23 protein-coding genes are annotated in these 19,885 nt (G+C 66.8%); 13 read left to right on the forward strand and 10 right to left on the reverse strand.

All coding sequences use genetic code 11. From position 1 onward, the window contains the following. Positions 1-87: 87 nt before the first annotated feature. Entirely contained in the window at positions 88-819 is a 732-nt protein-coding gene (gene ubiG, locus ACZ1I2_RS04585) for a bifunctional 2-polyprenyl-6-hydroxyphenol methylase/3-demethylubiquinol 3-O-methyltransferase UbiG (protein ID WP_465174002.1), read from the reverse strand. Between the two features lie 57 nt (positions 820-876). Here ubiG and ACZ1I2_RS04590 point away from each other — a divergent pair, with 57 nt between their 5' ends. Both ACZ1I2_RS04590 and ACZ1I2_RS04595 read left to right on the forward strand, forming a co-directional pair. Further along, entirely contained in the window at positions 877-2,136 is a 1,260-nt protein-coding gene (locus ACZ1I2_RS04590; RefSeq protein WP_465174983.1) for an aspartate kinase, read from the forward strand. A gap of 133 nt (positions 2,137-2,269) precedes the next feature. Continuing rightward, on the forward strand, positions 2,270-3,256 hold the full coding sequence (locus ACZ1I2_RS04595; protein WP_465177186.1) for an NAD(P)H-dependent flavin oxidoreductase: 987 nt from the start codon (positions 2,270-2,272) through the stop codon (positions 3,254-3,256). Positions 3,257-3,579: 323 nt separating this feature from the next. Here ACZ1I2_RS04595 and ACZ1I2_RS04600 read toward each other — a convergent pair whose 3' ends face one another. The 5 genes from ACZ1I2_RS04600 to ACZ1I2_RS04620 are packed head-to-tail and all read right to left on the reverse strand — an operon-like array spanning position 3,580 to position 6,900. Then, positions 3,580-3,984, reverse strand: coding sequence for a VOC family protein (locus ACZ1I2_RS04600; protein ID WP_465174982.1), 405 nt, complete (start codon positions 3,982-3,984; stop codon positions 3,580-3,582). Between the two features lie 57 nt (positions 3,985-4,041). Continuing rightward, positions 4,042-5,475, reverse strand: coding sequence for a hypothetical protein (locus tag ACZ1I2_RS04605; RefSeq protein ID WP_465174981.1), 1,434 nt, complete (start codon positions 5,473-5,475; stop codon positions 4,042-4,044). Next, the gene (locus tag ACZ1I2_RS04610) at positions 5,475-6,209 is read right to left on the reverse strand and encodes an ABC transporter ATP-binding protein (RefSeq protein WP_465170854.1); all 735 of its coding nucleotides are present in this window, start codon (positions 6,207-6,209) and stop codon (positions 5,475-5,477) included. Before ACZ1I2_RS04610 ends, ACZ1I2_RS04605 begins: the two co-directional genes overlap by 1 nt. A gap of 48 nt (positions 6,210-6,257) precedes the next feature. Next, positions 6,258-6,470 (reverse strand): helix-turn-helix transcriptional regulator, encoded by a 213-nt coding sequence (locus tag ACZ1I2_RS04615; RefSeq protein ID WP_465174980.1) that lies wholly within the window; start codon positions 6,468-6,470, stop codon positions 6,258-6,260. Further along, positions 6,463-6,900 carry a hypothetical protein gene (locus ACZ1I2_RS04620; RefSeq protein ID WP_465174979.1) on the reverse strand — a complete coding sequence of 146 codons (438 nt, stop codon included), beginning with the start codon at positions 6,898-6,900 and terminating at the stop codon, positions 6,463-6,465. The genes ACZ1I2_RS04615 and ACZ1I2_RS04620 overlap by 8 nt, the downstream gene beginning before the upstream one ends. Before the next feature lie 124 nt (positions 6,901-7,024). On the opposite strand from ACZ1I2_RS04620, the gene ybgC reads away from it, so the two are divergent. From ybgC to ACZ1I2_RS04665, 9 genes are all read left to right on the forward strand, one after another. Further along, a complete protein-coding gene (gene ybgC / locus ACZ1I2_RS04625; RefSeq protein ID WP_465170851.1) occupies positions 7,025-7,492 on the forward strand; it encodes a tol-pal system-associated acyl-CoA thioesterase in 468 nt (155 codons plus the stop codon). Positions 7,493-7,524: 32 nt separating this feature from the next. After that, a complete protein-coding gene (gene tolQ, locus ACZ1I2_RS04630; RefSeq protein ID WP_465177184.1) occupies positions 7,525-8,193 on the forward strand; it encodes a protein TolQ in 669 nt (222 codons plus the stop codon). Further along, positions 8,194-8,631, forward strand: a complete 438-nt coding sequence (tolR, locus tag ACZ1I2_RS04635) for a protein TolR (RefSeq protein ID WP_465174978.1) — start codon at positions 8,194-8,196, stop codon at positions 8,629-8,631. Positions 8,632-8,659: 28 nt separating this feature from the next. Beyond that, the gene (locus tag ACZ1I2_RS04640; RefSeq protein ID WP_465174977.1) at positions 8,660-9,547 is read left to right on the forward strand and encodes a cell envelope biogenesis protein TolA; all 888 of its coding nucleotides are present in this window, start codon (positions 8,660-8,662) and stop codon (positions 9,545-9,547) included. An 8-nt stretch (positions 9,548-9,555) separates the two neighbouring features. After that, positions 9,556-10,947, forward strand: coding sequence for a Tol-Pal system beta propeller repeat protein TolB (gene tolB / locus ACZ1I2_RS04645; RefSeq protein ID WP_465177183.1), 1,392 nt, complete (start codon positions 9,556-9,558; stop codon positions 10,945-10,947). A 113-nt stretch (positions 10,948-11,060) separates the two neighbouring features. After that, positions 11,061-11,567: a peptidoglycan-associated lipoprotein Pal gene (pal, locus tag ACZ1I2_RS04650; protein ID WP_465170847.1), complete on the forward strand. Its 507-nt coding sequence runs from the start codon at positions 11,061-11,063 to the stop codon at positions 11,565-11,567. Positions 11,568-11,694: 127 nt separating this feature from the next. Further along, positions 11,695-12,597 carry an SPFH domain-containing protein gene (locus tag ACZ1I2_RS04655; RefSeq protein WP_465174976.1) on the forward strand — a complete coding sequence of 301 codons (903 nt, stop codon included), beginning with the start codon at positions 11,695-11,697 and terminating at the stop codon, positions 12,595-12,597. Between the two features lie 9 nt (positions 12,598-12,606). Next, positions 12,607-12,825 (forward strand): type II toxin-antitoxin system antitoxin, encoded by a 219-nt coding sequence (locus tag ACZ1I2_RS04660; protein ID WP_465170845.1) that lies wholly within the window; start codon positions 12,607-12,609, stop codon positions 12,823-12,825. A gap of 103 nt (positions 12,826-12,928) precedes the next feature. Next, on the forward strand, positions 12,929-13,198 hold the full coding sequence (locus ACZ1I2_RS04665; RefSeq protein ID WP_465174975.1) for a hypothetical protein: 270 nt from the start codon (positions 12,929-12,931) through the stop codon (positions 13,196-13,198). 154 nt (positions 13,199-13,352) lie between these two features. Here ACZ1I2_RS04665 and ACZ1I2_RS04670 read toward each other — a convergent pair whose 3' ends face one another. The 4 genes from ACZ1I2_RS04670 to ACZ1I2_RS04685 form a co-directional block, all read right to left on the reverse strand. Then, positions 13,353-14,213, reverse strand: coding sequence for a S1/P1 nuclease (locus ACZ1I2_RS04670; RefSeq protein WP_465170843.1), 861 nt, complete (start codon positions 14,211-14,213; stop codon positions 13,353-13,355). 48 nt (positions 14,214-14,261) lie between these two features. Continuing rightward, the gene (locus ACZ1I2_RS04675; protein WP_465174974.1) at positions 14,262-15,179 is read right to left on the reverse strand and encodes an isoaspartyl peptidase/L-asparaginase family protein; all 918 of its coding nucleotides are present in this window, start codon (positions 15,177-15,179) and stop codon (positions 14,262-14,264) included. Next, on the reverse strand, positions 15,176-16,351 hold the full coding sequence (locus ACZ1I2_RS04680; RefSeq protein WP_465174973.1) for an acyltransferase family protein: 1,176 nt from the start codon (positions 16,349-16,351) through the stop codon (positions 15,176-15,178). Before ACZ1I2_RS04680 ends, ACZ1I2_RS04675 begins: the two co-directional genes overlap by 4 nt. A 108-nt stretch (positions 16,352-16,459) precedes the next feature. Next, positions 16,460-17,623 carry an acyltransferase family protein gene (locus ACZ1I2_RS04685; RefSeq protein ID WP_465174972.1) on the reverse strand — a complete coding sequence of 388 codons (1,164 nt, stop codon included), beginning with the start codon at positions 17,621-17,623 and terminating at the stop codon, positions 16,460-16,462. A gap of 128 nt (positions 17,624-17,751) precedes the next feature. Here ACZ1I2_RS04685 and ACZ1I2_RS04690 point away from each other — a divergent pair, with 128 nt between their 5' ends. Continuing rightward, a complete protein-coding gene (locus tag ACZ1I2_RS04690) occupies positions 17,752-18,552 on the forward strand; it encodes a LytTR family DNA-binding domain-containing protein (protein WP_465174971.1) in 801 nt (266 codons plus the stop codon). Between the two features lie 61 nt (positions 18,553-18,613). After that, positions 18,614-19,732: a flavodoxin-dependent (E)-4-hydroxy-3-methylbut-2-enyl-diphosphate synthase gene (gene ispG / locus ACZ1I2_RS04695; protein ID WP_465174970.1), complete on the forward strand. Its 1,119-nt coding sequence runs from the start codon at positions 18,614-18,616 to the stop codon at positions 19,730-19,732. The last annotated feature ends 153 nt before the right edge of the window (positions 19,733-19,885 follow it).

Genomic DNA, 19,885 nt, shown 5'->3' on the forward strand with positions numbered 1-19,885 from the left:
CCCAGTTGAGAAAGCTTTAATGGTCGATCGAGAGGTTCGCCCAACTGGACCCCGGCCTCCGCCGGGGAAGGGCAAGGTTCGAACAGCTCAGCCCCGAACCGCCGTCACGAAATAATCCAGCTTCATATCGTCCGACACGACGAACCCCTTCGCCACCGAAAAACTCAGCCCGCGCGTCTCGACCAGCTTCAGCCCCGCCGCCTCGACCAGCGCCACCAGCTCGTCAGGCGTCAGGAACTTCCCCCAGTCATGCGTGCCCGTGGGAATCTGCCCCGTGCCCTCGCCGATCGTGATCAGCGCCAGCCGTGACAATGCCGTGCGGTTGGGTGTCGACAGGACCATCAGTCCCCCGTCCGCCAGCGCCCCCGCCAGTCCGGCGATGAACGCGCCCGGATCGGTGACATGCTCGATCACTTCCATGCTGGTCACCAGATCGAAGCGCGCCGCGCCCAGCCCCTCGATCCCGCCGGTGCGGTAATCGATCGTCAGCCCCGACAGCTGCGCATGAGCATGCGCCGCGGCGATATTCTCCGCCGCCGCGTCGATCCCGGTCACCGCCGCGCCCAGTCGCGCGAGCGGCTCGCACAACAGCCCCGCACCGCACCCGACGTCCAGCGCAGTCTTGCCCGCCAGCGGCGTGAACCCCGTCTCGTCCAGCCCCCAATGCTGGTCGATCCGCTCGCGCAAATAGCCCAGCCGCACCGGGTTCAGCCGGTGGAGCATCGCCGACGATCCCTTCGGGTTCCACCACTCCGCCGCCATCGCGCCGAAATGCGCGGCTTCGTCGGGATCGATCGTCGTTACGGGGTCGCTTGCCATCACCATGCGGCCTTCCTATCAGGGCGCCCCGCTCACCCCAAGGAATTCTGCACCTCCATGGCCCGTATCGTGATGAAGTTCGGCGGCACCTCCATGGCCGGGATCGAGCGGATCCGGAGCGTCGCCGCGCGCGTCAAACGCGAGGTGGAGGCAGGCAACCAGGTCGCGGTGGTCGTCTCGGCCATGGCGGGCGAGACCGACCGGCTGGTCAATTTCTGCCGCGAGGCCTCGTCGCTCTACGATCCGCATGAATATGACGTGGTCGTCTCGGCCGGCGAACAGATCACCAGCGGCCTGCTCGCGGTCGCATTGCAGGCGATCGGCGTGCCCGCGCGCAGCTGGCTCGGCTGGCAGCTCCCGATCCGTACTTCGGACGGCCATGGTTCGGCACGCATTGCGGAGATCGACACCACCGCGCTCAACGTCTCGCTGGCCAAGGGCGAGGTCGCGGTGATCCCCGGATTCCAGGGCGTTGCCTCGGGCGAGCGCGTGACCACGCTCGGCCGTGGCGGTTCGGATACCTCGGCGGTCGCGATGGCGGCGGCGATGAAGGCCGATCGCTGCGACATCTATACCGACGTCGACGGCGTCTACACGACCGACCCCCGCATCGTGCCGCGCGCGCGGAAACTGAAGCGGGTCACCTATGAGGAAATGCTCGAGCTCGCCAGCGTCGGGGCCAAGGTGCTCCAGACGCGCTCGGTGGGTCTCGCGATGAAGGAACAGGTCCGCGTCCAGGTGCTCTCGTCCTTCACGGGAGAGGACGCACCGATGGCGGACACATTGCCCGGTACGATGATCGTGGGCGAAGAGGAGATCGACGACATGGAACGCCAGCTCATCACGGGCATCGCGCACGACAAGAACGAAGCGAAGATCACCCTGACCGCGGTGCCCGATCGCCCCGGCGCGGTCGCCTCGATCTTCACGCCGCTGGCCGATGCCAACATCAATGTCGACATGATCGTGCAGAACGTCGCGCATTCGACCGGCTCGACCGACGTGACCTTCACCGTGCCCGGCGCCGATCTCCCGCGCAGCCTCGAAGTGCTCGGCAATGCCCAGGGCGATATCGGCTATGCCACCCTCGTCCACGACACCCGCGTCGCCAAGATATCGGTGGTCGGCGTCGGCATGCGCAGCCATGCCGGCGTCGCTGCGACGATGTTCAAGACGCTCGGCGAGCGCGGCATTAATATCCAGGCGATCACCACCTCGGAGATCAAGGTCTCGGTGCTGATCGAAGAGGATTATACCGAGCTGGCGGTGCGTGTGCTGCACACTGCCTATGGCCTCGACGCGGAGGACGCGGCCTGACTAAATCCCCCTCCCGCTTGCGGGAGGGGCTAGGGGAGGGCATGTGCGCCACATGACCGATACCATCGCACATGCTGACACGCCCTCCCCCAACCCCTCCCACTCCGTGGGAGGGGAGAGATTGACTCGCCGTATGGCGCGCGGTGCCGCCTTCCTCGGCTCCGAAACCGCCATCCTGTGCGGTGCCATGTCCTGGGTGTCGGAGCGCAACCTCGTCTCTGCAATCTCCAACGCCGGCGGTTTCGGCCTGATCGCCTGCGGCGCGATGACCCCCGAGCTGCTCGATGCCGAAATCGCCGGGACGAAGGCGCTCACCGACAAGCCGTTCGGCGTGAACCTGATCACCATGCACCCGATGCTGTTCGACCTCATCGAGGTCTGCAACAGGCACGATGTCGGCCATGTCGTGCTCGCGGGCGGCCTGCCGCCGACGGGCTCGATCGATGCGATCAAGGCCAATGGCGCGAAGCTGATCTGCTTCGCCCCCGCGCTCTCGCTCGCCAAGAAGCTGATCCGCTCGGGCGTCGACGCGCTCGTGGTCGAGGGCATGGAGGCCGGCGGCCATATCGGCCCGGTCTCGACCAGCGTGCTCGCGCAGGAAATCCTGCCCGAAGTGTCCGAGCAGGTGCCGGTGTTCGTCGCCGGCGGTATCGGCCGGGGCGAGGCGATCGCGGGCTATCTCGACATGGGCGCGGCGGGCGTCCAGCTCGGCACGCGCTTCGTCTGCGCGACCGAATCGATCGCGCACCCCAATTTCAAAAAGGCGTTCCTGCGCGCGTCGGCCCGCGATGCGGTGGCGAGCGTACAGATCGATCCGCGCCTGCCGGTCATCCCGGTGCGCGCGCTGAAGAATGCCGGGGGCGAGCTGTTCACCGCCAAGCAGCGCGAAGTTGCGCAGCTGCTCGACGAGGGCAAGGTCGAGATGGCCGAGGCCCAGCTCCAGATCGAGCATTATTGGGCCGGCGCACTGCGCCGCGCGGTGATCGACGGCGATGTCGAGCATGGCAGCCTGATGGCCGGCCAGTCGGTCGGCATGGTGACGAAGGAAGAGCCGGTCGCCGAGATCATCGCGTCGCTGATGGCCGAGGCAGCGCACGCGCTTGAAAAGCGCGCGGCCTGATCGGGACGGGGCGCGTCGATTCAACATCGCCGCGACAGGATGCAGCTTGGGGCGGCCGGCACGATAGGCGTGTGCCGCGCCGCTCTTTCTTACTGTTGGAACGAATCGGGTCGCGTTTCGCGGCCGGAACAGCGGAAACGAACGTCGTTTTTCCGCTGATTCGGCGACGATTTACCGCTGTTATGCATAACAGCGGTAAATCGTCACAACCCATTGATTGAAAGCAGGAATTCCCCGCGGAAAATCCAACATAACAGCGGAAGAAAAAACGGTGACGGGGTAACAGCGGAAAATCCGAGTCGCTGTTGGAGAATCTTGCCCGGCTATTCCTTGATCGACGACCCGACCGACCAGAGGTGCCCGAACGGATCGGTCAGCTGGCCGTATCGGTCGCCCCAGAACTGGTTGTCGACCGGCATGGTGACGGTGGCGCCGGCGGCGACCGCGCGCTCGGCCCAGGCATCGGCATCGTCGACCTGCAGATGAAGTCCCACGCCCTTGGGCTCGGGCTCGTCATAGCCGCGCCATTCGGGGAATTCGTCGGACAGCATGATCCAGCCGCCATTGATCTTCAATCCGGCCTGGAGCAGCCGCTCGCCGTCCTCAGCCAGGTTCTTCTCGGTCACCTCGGCGCCGAACGCGCGGGTGTAGAAATCCAGCGCTTCCTGCCCGCGCTTGCCGCGGATCGTCAGGAACGGGGTGACGCCATTGGTGGGCCGGTCGACCATCTTCTCTCTCCTGGGGTGATTCGGATGCCCGAGGCTACCCCGGCGAGATGCCTGCCGTCAGCCGAGAAAATAGACCGAAACCGCCGCGATCCCGCCGACGATCATTGCGACGATGATCGAGAGAATACCGCCAACGACGGAGCCGGAGCGGCGGCGGGCAAAGGCGCTGCGCTGTCCCGGCTTACCCAGCTTGAGTTCGATGAGACCCGCCGCGCCGCCGCCGATCACGGTGCAGACCAGGGTCACCAGCGCGCCGAGCGGGGTCTGGAGCGCGATCGCGACCGGCAGGATCATCCCCATCGGCGCCGCCATGGCGAAGGCGGCCATCAGCTTGACCCGGTCGATCGCTGCCTTGGTCACCGGGGCGACCGCAATCAGGTCGGGCGCATCCTCGGCCGAGACGGTCAGCCAGGCGAAGCTGCCGACCAGCTGGCCGGCGAGCAACACGCTGGCAAAGGCCAGGCCCGGCGCCAGCGGTACGGCATTGCCCCTTCCGAACGCGATGAACACGACCGGCGCCAGATAGATCAGCCGAAGCAGGATCTGGAAGGCGAGCGCGGGATCGCGCGCGAGCAGCCGCCATTCCTTGGCGAAGACCGACCGGAACAGGCTGGCATGGAACAGCCGACCGGTCGCGCGTCCGGTCGGCTTCGCCCGCGACAGGCGCGTGGCGCCGTCCTGATAGCCGCTGAGGAACATCCGCTGGAGCGTCACCCCGGCCAGCGCGAACAGCAGCAAGCCGATGCCGAGCAGCACGAGGATCGCGACCGGATCGCCGAATGCGGCATGGCCGGGCAGGCCGGACAGGCCGCTATTGCCTACCCCGTCCTCGGTGAAGCGATCGAACAGGATCGACACGCTCGACTGGCGCTTGTCGCCATGGCTGGCGAGCTGGGAGATGATGAAGAAGGCGCCGCCGAGCAGCGCCGCGGCGATCTGGCCGACGGTGCGCGCCGCGCGCGGCCCCGCCAGCTTCGCCAGGCCGAGCGTGATGCCCAGCCCGATCGCCGCCGCCGCCAGCGCCAGCGCGGCGAGCAGGGCAACGAACCCGAACAGGGGCGGATGCCCGAGCACCGCGATCGGCACCACCAGCGTCAGCAACAGCACCGCATAGGTCAGCGCGATGCTGCCGGTGATGCCGAGCAGCTTGGCGAGCAGCACCGTCCGCCCCTCGATCGGCGCGGAGAAGAGCAGGTCGAGATCGCCATTCTCATAGAGGGTGCGCTGGCTGCCGATGATCGCCTGAGTCGTCATGAAGGTGAAGGCAATGATGCTGCCCGCCAGCACGCCGGTCATGATTTCGGGCAGCGGCGGGATCGGCTGGTCACGCAGCACCCAGCCGAGGAAACAGCCGAACGCCAGCCACGCCAGCATCAGTACATAGCCGATCCAGCGCGTCGCGCCCTTCTTCGGCCGCATCCGCCAGCCCAGCCGGATCTCGTGCAGCGCAAGCCAGGCGAAGCTGCCCGGCGCCGGGCGCAATCCGGGCATCAGGCGCCGCTCGTCAGGCGAATGAACGTGTCCTCCAGGGTCTGGCCTTCAGTGCCGGCGCTGGTCCGCAACTCCTCCAGCGTCCCCTCGGCGAGCAGCCTGCCGCCGGCGATGATGCCGATCCGGTCGGCCATGCGCTCGGCCACCTCCAGGATATGCGTGGTGACGATCACCGTCTTGCCCGCATCGACCTGCGCGCGCAGCGCATCCTTCACCGCGCGTGCCATGGCGGCGTCGAGCCCGGTCAGCGGCTCGTCGAGGATCAGCAGCTTGGGGTCGTGGATCAGCGCGCCGGCCAGCGCGACCTTCTGCTTCATGCCGCGCGAAAAGCCCTCGCACCGCGTGTCCCGCTCATCCCACAGGTCGAGCCAGTGGAGCAGCCGCTCGGCTTCCTCCGCCGCGACGTGCGGGTCCATCCGCCACAGCCCGGCGACAAAGGCGAGATATTCGCTCGGCGTCAGCTTGTCGTACAGCATCGGCTCGTCGGGCAGCCAGGCCGTGATCGCCTTGGCCTCGTTCGGATGCTGCCGCGCGCTGATGCCATAGATATGGATCGTGCCGGCATCCGGCCGGGTCAGGCCGGTCACCATGCGCAAGGTGGTGGTCTTGCCGGCCCCATTCGGGCCGAGCAGGGCGTAAAGCTGGCCCGCGCCGATCTCCAGGTCGAGACCGGTGATCACCGGCTTGTCGAAACTCTTGGAAAGGCCGCGAATCCTGAGGGCGGGTTCGGTCATGCGCGGCAGCGTATAATAAAGTACGGCTTCGTCCAGATGGCGTGCCGATCAATCTTCCGGGCCGAGCCGAAAGATGTCCTCGACCGCCCTGCCGAGCGCGCGCGCGAGCTTCAGCGCCAGCGTGGTGGAGGGGATGAACACGCCGTTTTCGACCGTGTTGATCGTCTTGCGGCTGACCCCGACCCGGTCGGCCAGCTCGGCCTGGGTCAGGGCGAGCCGGGCACGCTCGTCCTTCAGGCTGTTGAGCAGCCGATCAGCCATCCTTCAAGGCCCGCCGCTCGAGCGTGCCGAAGCGCAGCAGGGCAAGTGCGATCGAGAGGGTGATGATCAGCCGCGCGCCTTCGCGCGCCGAGATCGGTTCGTAGAAGCTGATGGCATAGACCAGGGCGGCGGTGCCGATCGCCCCCCAGAAGCCGAGCGCCATCGCCCGTTTGCGGTGGTCGAGCGTCGTCTCGTCGTTCAGCAGCGCGCGCATCCGCGGGCCACGCAACAGGCCGCCGGCAAAGACAAGGAAAAACAGCAGCGCCGCGGCCCAGACGATCCAGGCGGTGAGATGGATGGTCTGCGGGCGGTTGAGCGGTGCGTCCGGAAAGCTGCCGGCCTGCGCCGCGACGAAGACGACCGCCATCACGGTCGCGGCGCGGGCGCGACCCCAGGCGATGCGGTCGGCAAGATTGGTCTGATTGGTCATGTCGAATCCCCGTTTGTAACTCTGAGGTTACATGTAACCCATGGGTTACTTCTTTGTCAAGCGGTGGCATATGCGCGGCGAACGGGGTTCCTTCCGGTGAATCGCTCGGTTAGGACGATGGGACATGGTGGCGCCGCAACAGGATCAACCGGTCGAAGGCCGCTTCGACGGGATCGAGCATCGATTCCCGGTCCGCGTCTATTTCGAGGACACCGATCTGTCGGGCGTGGTCTATCACGCCAATTATCTGCGCTACATGGAACGCGCCCGGTCGGACATGCTCCGGCTTGCCGGGATCGACCAGCGCGCGACGCAGGAAGCGGGCGAGGGCGCCTATGCCGTCAGCAGCCTCGCGATCCGCTATCGCCGTCCCGCGAAGCTCGATGATGCGCTGATCGTGGTGACCAGCGTGATTCAGGTGCGCGCCGCATCGGTCGATATTCATCAGAGAGTCATGAACGGTGCTGAGATACTGGCTGAAGCGGACGTGACCGCGGCGCTGGTCGCGCCATCGGGCAAGCCGAAACGGCAACCAAAGACATGGGTCGAGGCTTTTCGGCGCCTCGTTGACCAAGGGGACCAGCAAGCGTGAGCACTTTGTTCTTCAATACCGACGCGACGACCATGTCGCCGATCGCGCTCTTCCTCCAGGCCGATCTGGTGGTGAAGGTCGTGATGCTGGGCCTGTTGCTCGCCAGCATCTGGACCTGGGCGATCATCCTCACCTTCTGGCGCCGGATCGGGAGCACGCGCCGCAAGATCGACAAGTTCGAGCGCGATTTCTGGAAGGCCGAGGATATCGATGCCTTTCACCGCATCCAGGGCGACAGCGACCTGCCGATCGCCCGGGTCTTCGCGGCCGGCGTCAAGGAATGGCGCCGCTCCACCGCGAGCGGCACAATCGATCGCGAGGGCACGCGCGACCGGCTCGCCACCGCGATGGGATCGATGGTCGCGAGCGAGATCGACACGCTGTCGGACCGGCTGAACATCCTCGCCACGGTGGGTGCGGTCGCGCCGTTCGTCGGGCTGTTCGGCACCGTCTGGGGCATCATGCGCAGCTTCACCGGCATCGCCTCGGCGCAGAATACCTCGCTCGCGGTGGTCGCGCCGGGCATCGCGGAGGCCCTGTTCGCCACCGCGATCGGCCTGTTCGCCGCCATCCCGGCGGTGATCGCCTACAACCGCTTCAGCCATGGCATCAACCGGGTCGAGGCGCGGCTCAACCGTTTCGCCGACGGGTTCCACGCGACGCTCAGCCGGCAGCTCGAGACGGACGGGCGGGGGGCCTAGATGTCGATGCAGCTCCCCTCCCAGCGCGGGCGCGGCCGGCGGGCGCCGATGGCGGAGATCAACGTCACGCCGCTCGTCGACGTGATGCTGGTGCTGCTGATCATCTTCATGGTCACCGCGCCGCTGCTCACCGCGGGCGTGCCGGTAAACCTGCCCGACAGCCGCGCCAAGCCGCTCGACCAGGATCAGAAGCCCGTGCAGATCTCGATGGAGGCCGATGGCAAGATCCATGTCGATCAGGACGAGGTCAGCCAGGACAAGCTGCCCGACAGATTGCAGCAGCTTGCGTCGAAGGGGGAGGGCGGCAAGCCGCCGCAGATCTTCCTGCGCGCCGACAAGAACCTCGATTATGGCCGCGTGATGCGCGTGATGGGCGAACTCAACCGCGCGGGCCTCAACCGCGTAGCGCTGGTGACGATTGGCGACGACGGCAACTGATCTCCGCCCGGGCGGCGGGATGGGCGCGATGCGGCGCTCGGACGCGGTCGCGCTTGGCGTGGCGCTGATCGGCCATGTCGTTCTGTTCGGCCTGCTTTCGGTCGGCTTCCTGACGCCCCCCAAGCCGGCGACGCCCGTACAGGCGCCGATCGACGTCTCGCTGGTCGATGAGGTCGGCCTCGTCGCCAAGGCACCCCAGGCGGTGACGCCGCCGGCCGAATCGCGCGCGCCCGATCAGGGGCCGCCGGAAGACGCGGCGCCCGCCGCGCCCAGGGAGGAACCGCAGCCCGATCCCGCGCCGCCCAAACCGCAACCCAGGGCCGCGCCGCCGCCCAAGCCAGCCCCCAATGCGGTGCCCGAGCCGAAGAAGCCGGTCGCGCCGACCCCGGACAAGTCGAAAAAGCCCCCGACGCGCGAGGCGGCGCCGGCCAGCCGCGCCACCGCTTCCACGGCGCGGGCTACGGGTACTGACGCGGCGTCGGCCAGGGAGCGGCCGCGCGGCTCCCGGCTCGGGAATGATTTCCTGAAGGGCCTGTCCGACAAGCCTTCGACCAGCAAGTCGGTCGTGCCGCAGGCCGCGGTGATGAGCCAGCAGGCGGCGGCCGATATCGGCTCGGCGATCCGCCGCCAGGTCCAGCCCTGTGCCGATCGCCAGGTCAAGCCCGGGCCCGGCGCGGAGCGGATCATCGTGACGATCCGGCTGCGGATGGATCGCGACGGGTCGCTGATCGGCAACCCGCAGGTGATCGGCCATAGCGGCATCGATGCCGAGAATGGCCGATACCAGGACCGGGTCGACGACAATGCGATCGCCACCTTCAAGGGCTGCTCGCCGCTGCGCGGGTTGCCGGCCGAGCTTTATGATGTTCCCAATGGCTGGAGTGTCTTCAGCCTGCGCTACAAACTTCCGGGATGAGAACCATGATGACATCTTCCCCTTTCGGCCTGCTGGCCGCCATGCTCGCCCTGTTGTCGCCGCTCGCGGCCCAGGCGCAGGATGCCCCTGTCGCGCCGCCGCCGGTGTCGGCGACCCAGACGCCGCCCGCGCAGGATGGCGGCCTTGTGGTCGATGTGGTCGGCGGCACCTCGGCCCCGCTGGGGATCGCGATCCCGCCCCTGCCGACCGCCGCGGTGGTCAACACGCAGGCGGGCCCGACCGACAAGCTCGGGCGCGACCTCGCCCAGATCATCACCAACGACCTGAAGAATAGCGGGCTGTTCAAGCCGGTCCCGCCGTCCGCGCTGCGGGACGTCGGCGTTCCTGAAGTCACGGCCCCTTCATTCGATTTCTGGGGCGGGGCCGGCGCGCAGACTCTGGTCCAGGGCTATGTCCGCGCCAATGGCGACGGCACGCTGACGGTCGGCTGCTATCTCTACGACGTGTTCGCGCGCAGCGAGCTGACCCGCCAGGGATTCGTGGTGCCGCCCAGCGACTGGCGCCGCGCCGGGCACAAATGCGCCGACATGGTCTATCAGAGGCTTACCGGCGAAGGCGCCTATTTCGACAGCCGTATCCTCTATGTCTCCGAAACCGGCCCCAAGGCGAAGCGCTTCAAGCGGCTCGCAATCATGGATCAGGACGGCGCGAATCATCGTTTCCTGACCAATGGCCAGTCGACCGTGCTGACTCCGCGCTTCTCGCCGGACCAGCGGTCGATCGTCTATATGAGCTATCTCAACGACCGCCCGGCCATCTATGTCTACGATATCGCCTCTGCCAGTCAGCGCCTGCTGGTCAACAATCCCAGCCTCACCTTTGCGCCGCGCTATTCGCCCGATGGACGCTGGATCGTCTTCTCCATGGCGGTGGCCGGGAACACCGACATCTACCGTGTCCAGGCATCGGGCGGCTCGCCGCAGCGCCTGACCAATGCGCCCGGCATCGATACCGGCGGCAGCTATTCGCCCGACGGCAGCAAGATCGCCTTCGAGAGCGATCGGTCGGGCAGCCAGCAAATCTATGTGATGAACGCCGACGGATCGAACCAGCAGCGCATCAGCTTCGGCGGCGGGCGCTATGCGACGCCGGCCTGGAGTCCGCGTGGCGACCTGATCGCCTTCACCAGAATCTCCGGCGATTTCCGCATCGGCGTGATGAACCCGGGCGGCGGCGGCGAGCGCCTGCTGACCGACGACTGGCAGGATGAGGGGCCGAGCTGGTCGCCCAATGGCCGCGTGCTCACCTTCTTCCGGTCGCATCGCGGCGGGGCCGGCAATGCCGATCTCTGGTCGGTCGATCTGACCGGGGTCAACGAACGGAAAATTCCGACGCCGCTCGACGGATCCGATCCCGCCTGGGGACCGTTACGCCCCTGAAGCAATTTTGCGTCGCACGATTGCTGCACCGGCGTTGACTCCCATTCACCCTGGGGCAATGCCGGTGGGACGAGACGCAAGCGAAACGACTTTTTGATCGAAGGAGAAGCCACATGGCCAGACTGACGACCACGTTCATCGTTGCCGCTGCGCTCGTCGCGACCGCGGCATGCAGCCCCAAGCCGAAACAGATTCCGCCCGCCCCCGGCGTGGATACCGGCGTCGGCACCAATCCGGTCAACCAGGACAATGTCGTCCCCGGCTCGCGCGCCGACTTCGAGCGCTCGGTCACGAGCAACACGATCAACTTCGCGCTCGACAAATACGACATCGATTCGCGCGCCCGCGAGATTCTGGACAGCCAGGCCGCGTGGCTCGCCAAATGGCCGAACGTGCCGGTCAGCCTCGAAGGCCATTGCGACGAGCGCGGCACGCGCGAATATAATCTCGCGCTCGGTGATCGCCGCGCCAATGCCGCGAAGAACTATCTCGCGGCACGCGGCATCAACCCGGCGCGCATCTCGACGATCAGCTACGGCAAGGAGCGCCCGATCGCGCTCGGCTCGGACGAGCAGAGCTGGGCGCAGAACCGGCGCGCGGTGACCATCGTCCTCAACTAGCCCGCTCGCGGGTCATCCCATTCTTCGCTGGCGCCGTCGGATCACCCGATCCGGCGGCGCTTCCGATTCCGCTTGCGGGTTCCCGAATAGCGATATAAATGTGATATCACATTAACGGGAGGGTCCCATGTCGGATTCAGTTGCCAGGAACACGGCGCTCACCTTGTCGAGCGAGCGCACCGCCGCGACGTCGAGCGGCTATCTCATGTTGCTGCTGATGCTGCTGGCCATCGCAGCCGGCGTGTACGCCGCCACGCTCCTGCAGGATGATCCGGCGCTGGGCGGGGGGATCATCACGATGGCGGTGCTTGCCTTCGTGTTCATCCTGTGCGGCTTCTACATGCAGCAGCCCAACCAGGCGACGGCGATCACCCTGTTCGGATCGTACAAGGGCACCGATCGCAACACGGGACTGCGCTGGCTGCTGCCGTGGCTCGGCCGCAAGAAAGTGTCGCTCCGCGCGAACAACATGATTTCGGAACGGCTGAAGGTGAACGATCTGCGCGGCAACCCGATCGAGATCGCGGCCCAGGTCGTGTGGCGCGTGACGGATACGGCGCAGGCGCTGTTCGACATCGACGACTACAGGGCCTTCGTGATCGTTCAGATCGAGGCCGCCGTGCGCACCATCGGCGCACGCTATCCCTATGACGATTTCGAGCATCAGGAAGTCACGCTGCGCGGCAATCACGAGCAGGTCGGCGCCGAGCTGCGCACCGAGCTGATCGCCCGGCTTGCCGTTGCCGGCATCACCGTCGACGAATGCGGCTTCACCCATCTTGCCTATGCCCAGGAGATCGCCGGCGCGATGCTCCGCCGGCAACAGGCCCAGGCAGTGGTCGCCGCGCGCAAGACGCTCGTCGAGGGCGCCGTCGGCATGGTCGAGATGGCGCTGGAGATGCTGTCGGAGAAGAATGTCGTGGAGCTGGATGACGAGCGCCGCGCGGCGATGGTCTCCAACCTGATGGTCGTGCTGTGCGGCGAACGCGATACCCAGCCGGTCGTCAATACCGGCTCGCTCTACCAGTAAGCCAGTCGCGTGAGCGTTCCTCCCAAGAAGGCGTTTCCGCTGCGCCTCGACGCCGCGCTCTATGCGGCGGTCGAGCGTATGGCGGCGGCCGACTTGCGGAGCGTCAACGCCCAGTTCGAATGCCTGCTGCGCGAAGCGCTGTCGAAGCGCGGCGTGAAGCTCGAGGCGCCGGTCCGCGCGAAACGCGGGCGGCCGGCGAAAACCCAGGATGAAGGAGATACGGAATGATCGGCATGCTCACGACACGTGCGCGGCTGCCCTGGCTGATCGCGATCTCGCTCGCGCTGATCGGGCTTGGCCTGCTCGTGCGGTTCGGCTGAAGGAGGCGATGATGACGTTCGAGGCTCTCAAGTGCTTCTATCAGGTGCGCGACGGCTATTGGTTCGTGCCCAAGCTGTTCGGCCTGGGCGCGACGCCGGTGACCTGGCAGGGCTGGTTGTTGACGCTCGGCTTCTGCGCCACGCTGCTGCTCGATGTCCGGTTTCTTCCCGGGCTCGTGCCGAAGCTGGTCGTCGGCATCGCGCTGGTCGCCGCCTTCACGACGATCGCCGCGCGCAAGACCGATGGCGGCTGGCGCTGGCGCTGGGGATCGCGCGACTAGAGTCGATACCGCTCATATCGGTGCGCTGCCCTTTGATCCTCTTACCCCGTTCGTTTCGAGCGAAGTCGAGAAACCGGACTTGGCGCTCCATCAATGTTTCTCGACGTCGCTCGAAACGAACGGAAAGGGAGGGGCTGATCAGCGCGAATCGACGCTAGGAAAAGGCCTGGTCGAGCAGCTTGGCGAGGCGCAGGCCGCCGCGTTCCACCTCGAGCCGGGCGACCGGCACCAGCGACTCGATCGTCGCATCGTCAAGGGTGGAGCGCTCCGGCGTCGGCGCGCAGGGATCGCCCTTCATCGCGCTGGTGTAGACGCTGTCGTGCGCAACCTGCCAGCTCTCACGGCTCCAGTCGGTCACAGAGCCCGCCGCCATCGCCCGACGCTCGGCAGCGGAATAGCGGCGGACCAACGACGGCGGCGCGGAGATCGCGCGCTCGGCGAGATAGCCGTCCCAGATCGAGTGCAGGTTGAGCCGCGGCGTCGACAGGATGCCATAGGCGGCCTTGGCATCGTTGCCGCCCTTGTCGGTCTTGTCGCCGGCATGAAGCGGCTGGTGCAGATCGCCGACGAAATGGATCAGGAAGACAAGCGCCTGGACCCGGTCCTTCCTTGGCGTCGCCTTGTCGCGCAGCAGCTTCACGTCGCGTTCGATCTGCGCCGACACGCAATTGCCGTCCTTGCACGGCTCGACCAGGCTGAACGGCTGGCAGATGTTCACGTTCTGATAGTGCCAGCTATAGGCGAAATCGAACGGGCGCTTGCCGTCCGAATCCTTGATCGTCTTGATGCAATCGGCCCAGATGCTGGCATCCTCGATCGTGCGCGCCGGGCAGGTCGGCGTGCCGAGCAGCTTCGACTGGCGCAGCAGCCGGTCGACCGCGATCCGGGTCGATGGCTTCACGTTCGCCCGCGCGATCTGGGCGATGGTCTGATGACCATATTCCCAATAGGCGGCGGCGGGGGATGCGGTGGCGGCGAGCGCGACGGCGGCGAGAGCGGGGAGGAGGCGACTCATGGCCGCCGCTCTACCCGGTCGCACATACTTGCGAAAGCGGCGCGCGGCCTATTCGTCGCCGTAGATCGCAACGGTCCGTACGCCGTCCGATCCGGCCCTGGCGCGGAACATGCCGGCGGTGTTGAAGCTCCACACCGCCTCGCCGCCGGGCCCGGCGACGATCACGCCGCCCTTACCGCCCAGGGCCTTCACATCGTCCATCACCGCATCGGCCGCGGCCTGGAGCGGCACGCCCGCCAGCCGCGCCCGGGCGCAGATCTCGTGCGCGACGCCAGCGCGGATGAAATATTCGCCCGACCCGGTCGCGGAGACGGCGCCCGCCCGGTCGTCGGCATAGGTGCCGGCACCGATCAGCGGCGAATCGCCGATCCGGCCCCAGCGCTTGCCGGTCACCCCGCCGGTCGAGGTCGCGGCGGCGACATGGCCGGCCGTATCGCGCGCCACCGCGCCGACCGTCCCATATTTCATGTCGACGTCGAACGCGTCGGCACCGCGCGCCTGCAGTTCCTCCAGCTGACGGCGGCGCTCGGGCAGGACGAGCCAGTCCTGGCCCGCCTGTTCGAGCCCATGGTCGCGCGAAAACAGGTCGGCGCCTTCGCCGCCGAGCAGCACGTGCCGGCTCTGCTCCATCACCGCCCGGGCCAGGCTCACCGGATGGCGCGTGCCGGTCACCCCGGCGACCGCGCCGGCGTCCCGCCCGGTACCTTCCATGATCGCCGCGTCGAGCTCGGCCACGCCTTCGTGAGTCAGCGCGGCACCGCGACCGGCGTTGAAATGGGGATCGTCCTCGAGCACGCGTACCGCCGCCTCGACCGCGTCGAGCGCCGAGCCGCCGTCCGACAACACCGCCGATCCGGCGTCCAGTGCCCGTCCGAGCGCCTTGCGCGCGCCTTCATCCTGTTCCGGCGTGATGCGATCGCGCGTCATCATGCCCGCGCCGCCATGGATCACCAGAGTCCAGGTCACGACAGGCTTTCGACCGGCGTGAGCGAGACGGGACGCGCCGCATGCCGCGGTGGGATGAAGCCGCGCAACCCGATCAGCGGCCGCAGCCAGCCGACCTCGCGCCCGACCAGATAAAAGGCCCAGCATCCCGCGACCGTCGTCGTGACGAGGATCGCGAACTCCGCGAGTGGCGGCAGGCCATAAGGCAGCAGCACCCATTCGACCGCGACGATCACCGTCTGGTGGATGATGTAGAAGGGGAACACGGCTTCGGTCAGCGTACGGCGCCAGGGGTGGTCGCGGTTCCAGTAACGCTCCGCGATGCCGACCAGCGCGATGATCGCGCACCAGCCCTGGATCGCGCGCGCCGTCGCGAAGATATAGCCATAGGGCTGCGGCATGGCGCTACCCGGCCAGCGCAGTTCGATCGCGGCGACGATCGCATAGCTGAGCACCGCGAGGATTCCGGCCGCCTTCCACCAGCGCCCGATCGCCGCCATCGCTGGACCCGACCGGGCGAGCGCAAAGCCGAACAGGAAACCGGGCAGATAATGGGCATGCGCGATCGCATCGTTGAGCACGTCGTGCGTCTCGCGGCCGCCGGGCAGCAGATACATGTCGGCGAAGAGCAGCCAGGCGATCGGCAGGATCACGATTGTGGCAGTGCCGAAGATCCCGTCGAACAGCCCCTGCAGGCTGCGCCCGCGCATCAGCCACACCGCCACGGCGAGCGCGACCGTGTAGAACCAGAGATAACCGACGAACCACATATGCTGCCAGGTCGGCAGGATCAGGTTATGGAAGGTACCGAAGCGAAAATAATCGTGCAGCCAGAACCAGCCGAAGCCGCCGTCATAACCATGCTGGGTGGTCAGCTCGACCCAGGGCTGAATCGGGATGATGATGGTCATGCCGAACAGCAGCGGGATCAGCAGCCGTTTGTTGCGCGATCCGATGAACGAACCAGGACTCTCGCTCTTGGCGAGCAGCGCGCGGCTGGCATAACCCGACACGACGAACAGCAGCATCAGCCGCCAGCTGTTGGTCGCGTGCATCGGGATCGCCACCCAGTCGATCGGATGGGCGGTCTTCACATGGAAGTCCCACGGCACGAAGACCATGCCGACATGATAGAAGATGAGCAGGCCAAAGGCGCCGATACGGAGCCAGTCCAGGCCGTAATGCCGTTCCATGCGGGGCCATGTAGCGTTTCCTGAGCCAATGGCTAGTCAAACGGCGTGTCCGAAACGGCAGGCGGTGGCCCGGGCGGGGCGGTCGCCCCGGCCGGGATTCAACGGCCGCTAGGCGGTCTGGAGGTCGGCGGCGGCCGTTTCCGCTTTGGCGCGGACCTTCCGTCGCAGGCCGATCAACGGCCGTAGCCAGCCGATTTCGCGGCCGATCAGGTAGAAGGCCCAGCATCCCGCCACCGTCGCCGGCACCAGGATGACGAACTCGGCGACGGGCCCGATGCCGAGCGGCTTCAGCCAATATTCGACGACGATGATCACCGTCTGGTGGATGAGGTAGAAGGGGAAGACCGCCTCGGTCAGCATCGGCCGCCATGTGCTGTCGCGATTCCAGAAGCGCTCCGCCACGCCGATCAGCGCCGCGATGCTGGCCCAGCATTGCACTTCGCGCGCGACATGGAAGGCTTGGGTAATCGGGCGCGATGGCATGGCGAAACCGGGATAGGCGATCTCGACCGAGGCGACGACGGCATAGCCCGCCACCGCCAGCACCGCCGCCGGCACCCAGAAGCGCGCCAGCGCCGCCCGCGCCGGGTGCGATCCGGCCAGGCCGAAGCCGAACAGGAAGGCGGGGAAATATTGCAGATGGGCTACCCCGTCAGTGAACAGGTCGTGGGTATCCTCGACCCCCGGGAATAGCGCCATGCGCAGCACGAGCAGCCAGACGACCGGCACCCACAGCACGCCGGCTCCGCCGAACACACGGTCGAACAGCGCCTGCGCGCCGGACAGCTTCGGGCTCAACAGCAAGGCGAGCACGAGCGTATACACCCAGAGATAGACGACGAACCACAGATGGTTCCAGGTCGGCAGAATGATCCCGTCGAGCTTGCCGAATCGGAAATAGTCGTGGGTGAGGAACCACAGGAAACCATGCGTATAGCCATGCTGGGTAACCAGCTCGACCCAGCTTTGCGGCGGTACGACCAGGGCAATGCCGAAGACTAGCGGCAGCAATAGCCGCGCATTGCGGTTGCGCAGGAAGCGGCGAATGCCGGCGGATTTGGCGAACAGCGCCCGGCTGGCGAAGCCCGACACGACGAACAAAAGGCTCAGCCGCCAGGCATTGGTCAGCAACATCGGGACCGCGACCCAGTCTGCCGGGTCGGCGGTCTTCACATGGAAGCCCCAGGTCACGAAGACCATGCCCACATGATAGAAGATCAACAGGCCGAACGCGCCGATGCGCAGCCAGTCCATTCCGTAATGTCGTTCCATCGCGTCTCTCCATGGTCGATCAGCAACGGCTAGCGAGCGCCTGTTCGGCCCGGTATCGGGAAGGGGCGGAAGGCGGTACCACAGGGACGATGGCGACGATGACGGGGACGAGCGGCGGCGGAGGCGGGATGAGCGGTGCGCAACGCCGGCTCGCGCTCCTGCTGGTCGCCGGCTTCGTGCTGACCCTCGCTACGGTCATGGTGGCGGACGTCGAATCGACCTTGAGCGACTTCGCCCTCGCCGGCATCCACGAGACCCGGACTCATGTCTGGCTGTGGGAAGCGACCAGCATCCTTGCCTGGCTGACGACGGCGCCCGTCATCTGGTGGCTGGTCAGCCGCGTCGGCCCGCCCCGCTTCTCCTGGCCGGTGGCGGTCATGCTGATCCTCGCCGCCAGCATACCGCTGTCGCTCTGGCATATCGGCCTGATGGTCGAGCTCCGGAAGCTTTATTATGCCGCCGAGGGCAGCGAGTACCGGTTCTTCAGCAAGGTCTCGGACCGCCTGCTCTATGAATATCGCAAGGACCTTGCCTCCTATCTCCAGTTCGTCGGATTCGCCGCGGTCAGCCGGTGGCTGGTGACGCGCGCCGCCACGCCGCAGCATGCCCCGGCGCCGCCACGCATCCTGAAGGTGACCGACGGCGCGGTGACGCATCAGGTGCCAGTGGACGAGATCGATCACGTCAACGCAGCCGGCAATTATGTCGAGCTCGCCTGGGCCGGGCGCACCCTGTTGCACCGCGCGACCCTGGCGGCGGTCGCGGGCGAACTCGGGCCGGGCTTCGTCCAGATTCATCGCAGCCGCCTCGTCCGTCGCGCCGCGATACGCCGGGTCGAGACTGACCGGAGCGGCGACTTCATCGTGACGCTCGCCGACGGCACGAGCCTGCGCGGCAGCCGCCGCTATCGGGATTCGGTGCAGGATTGAGGCTCGCGCTTTCGCAGGCGCGAAGGCGACGCTATATGGCTCGGTGAAACGAGGTAATCCCATGTCCATTCGTCCGTGGCGCGACATCATGCGCCGTCAGAGCCGCCAGATCATGGTCGGCAATGTGCCCGTCGGCGGCGATGCGCCGGTCACCGTGCAGACGATGACCAACACGCTCACCTCCGACGCCAGGGCGACGATCGACCAGATTCGCCGCTGCGAGGATGCCGGCGTGGACATCATCCGCGTGTCCTGCCCCGATGTGGAAAGCACCGCCGCGTTGAAGCAGATCGTCCGCGCCAGCCGCGTGCCGATCGTCGCCGACATCCATTTCCACTACAAGCGCGCGCTCGAAGCGGCTGACGCGGGTGCTGCCTGCCTGCGCATCAACCCGGGCAATATCGGCTCGTCCGACCGGGTGCGCGAAGTGGTCAACGCCGCCAAGGCCAATGGCTGCGCGATCCGAATCGGCGTGAATGCGGGATCCCTCGAAAAGGACCTGCTCGAAAAATATGGCGAGCCCTGCCCGGAGGCGCTGGTCGAATCCGCGCTCGACCATATCAAGATCCTGCAGGACCATGACTTCCACGAATATAAGGTCGCGGTGAAGGCATCGGACCTGTTCCTCGCGGTCGCGGCCTATCAGCAATTGGCCGAAGTGGTCGATTGTCCGCTGCATCTCGGCATCACCGAGGCGGGCGGCTTCGTCGGCGGCACGGTCAAGTCGGCGATCGGGATCGGCTCTTTGCTGTGGTACGGTATCGGCGACACGATCCGCGTCTCGCTCTCGGCCGAGCCCGAGGAGGAAGTGCGCGTCGGCTTCGAGATCCTCAAGAGCCTCGGCATCCGCAACCGCGGCGTGCGCGTCGTCTCCTGCCCGAGCTGCGCGCGTCAGGGCTTCGACGTGATCCGAACGGTGCAGGCGCTCGAGGAACGGCTCCAGCATATCCGCACGCCGATGTCGCTCTCCGTGCTCGGCTGCGTCGTCAACGGCCCGGGCGAGGCGCGCGAGACCGATATCGGCCTCACCGGCGGCGGCAATGGCAAGCACATGGTCTATCTGTCGGGCGTCACCGATCACACCGTCCAGAGCGAGGACATGATCGAGCATATCGTCAAGCTGGTCGAGGCGAAGGCCGCCGAGATCGACGCCGCCGACGAGGCACGCGCCGCCGCGTGAGGCGGCGTTCAGCGGGGGACGCATCATGGACAAGCTGAGTGCGCGCGGCCGCGTGGCGCAGGCGCTGGTCGGAGTCGCGGCCCTGGTGGTGCTCGCCCTGCTCACCGGGAGCACCCCGCGCGACAGGCGGGCGACGTGAGCGTGCCGTCCAGA

It is taken from the genome of Sphingomonas sp. BL-S-29 (assembly GCF_055521495.1).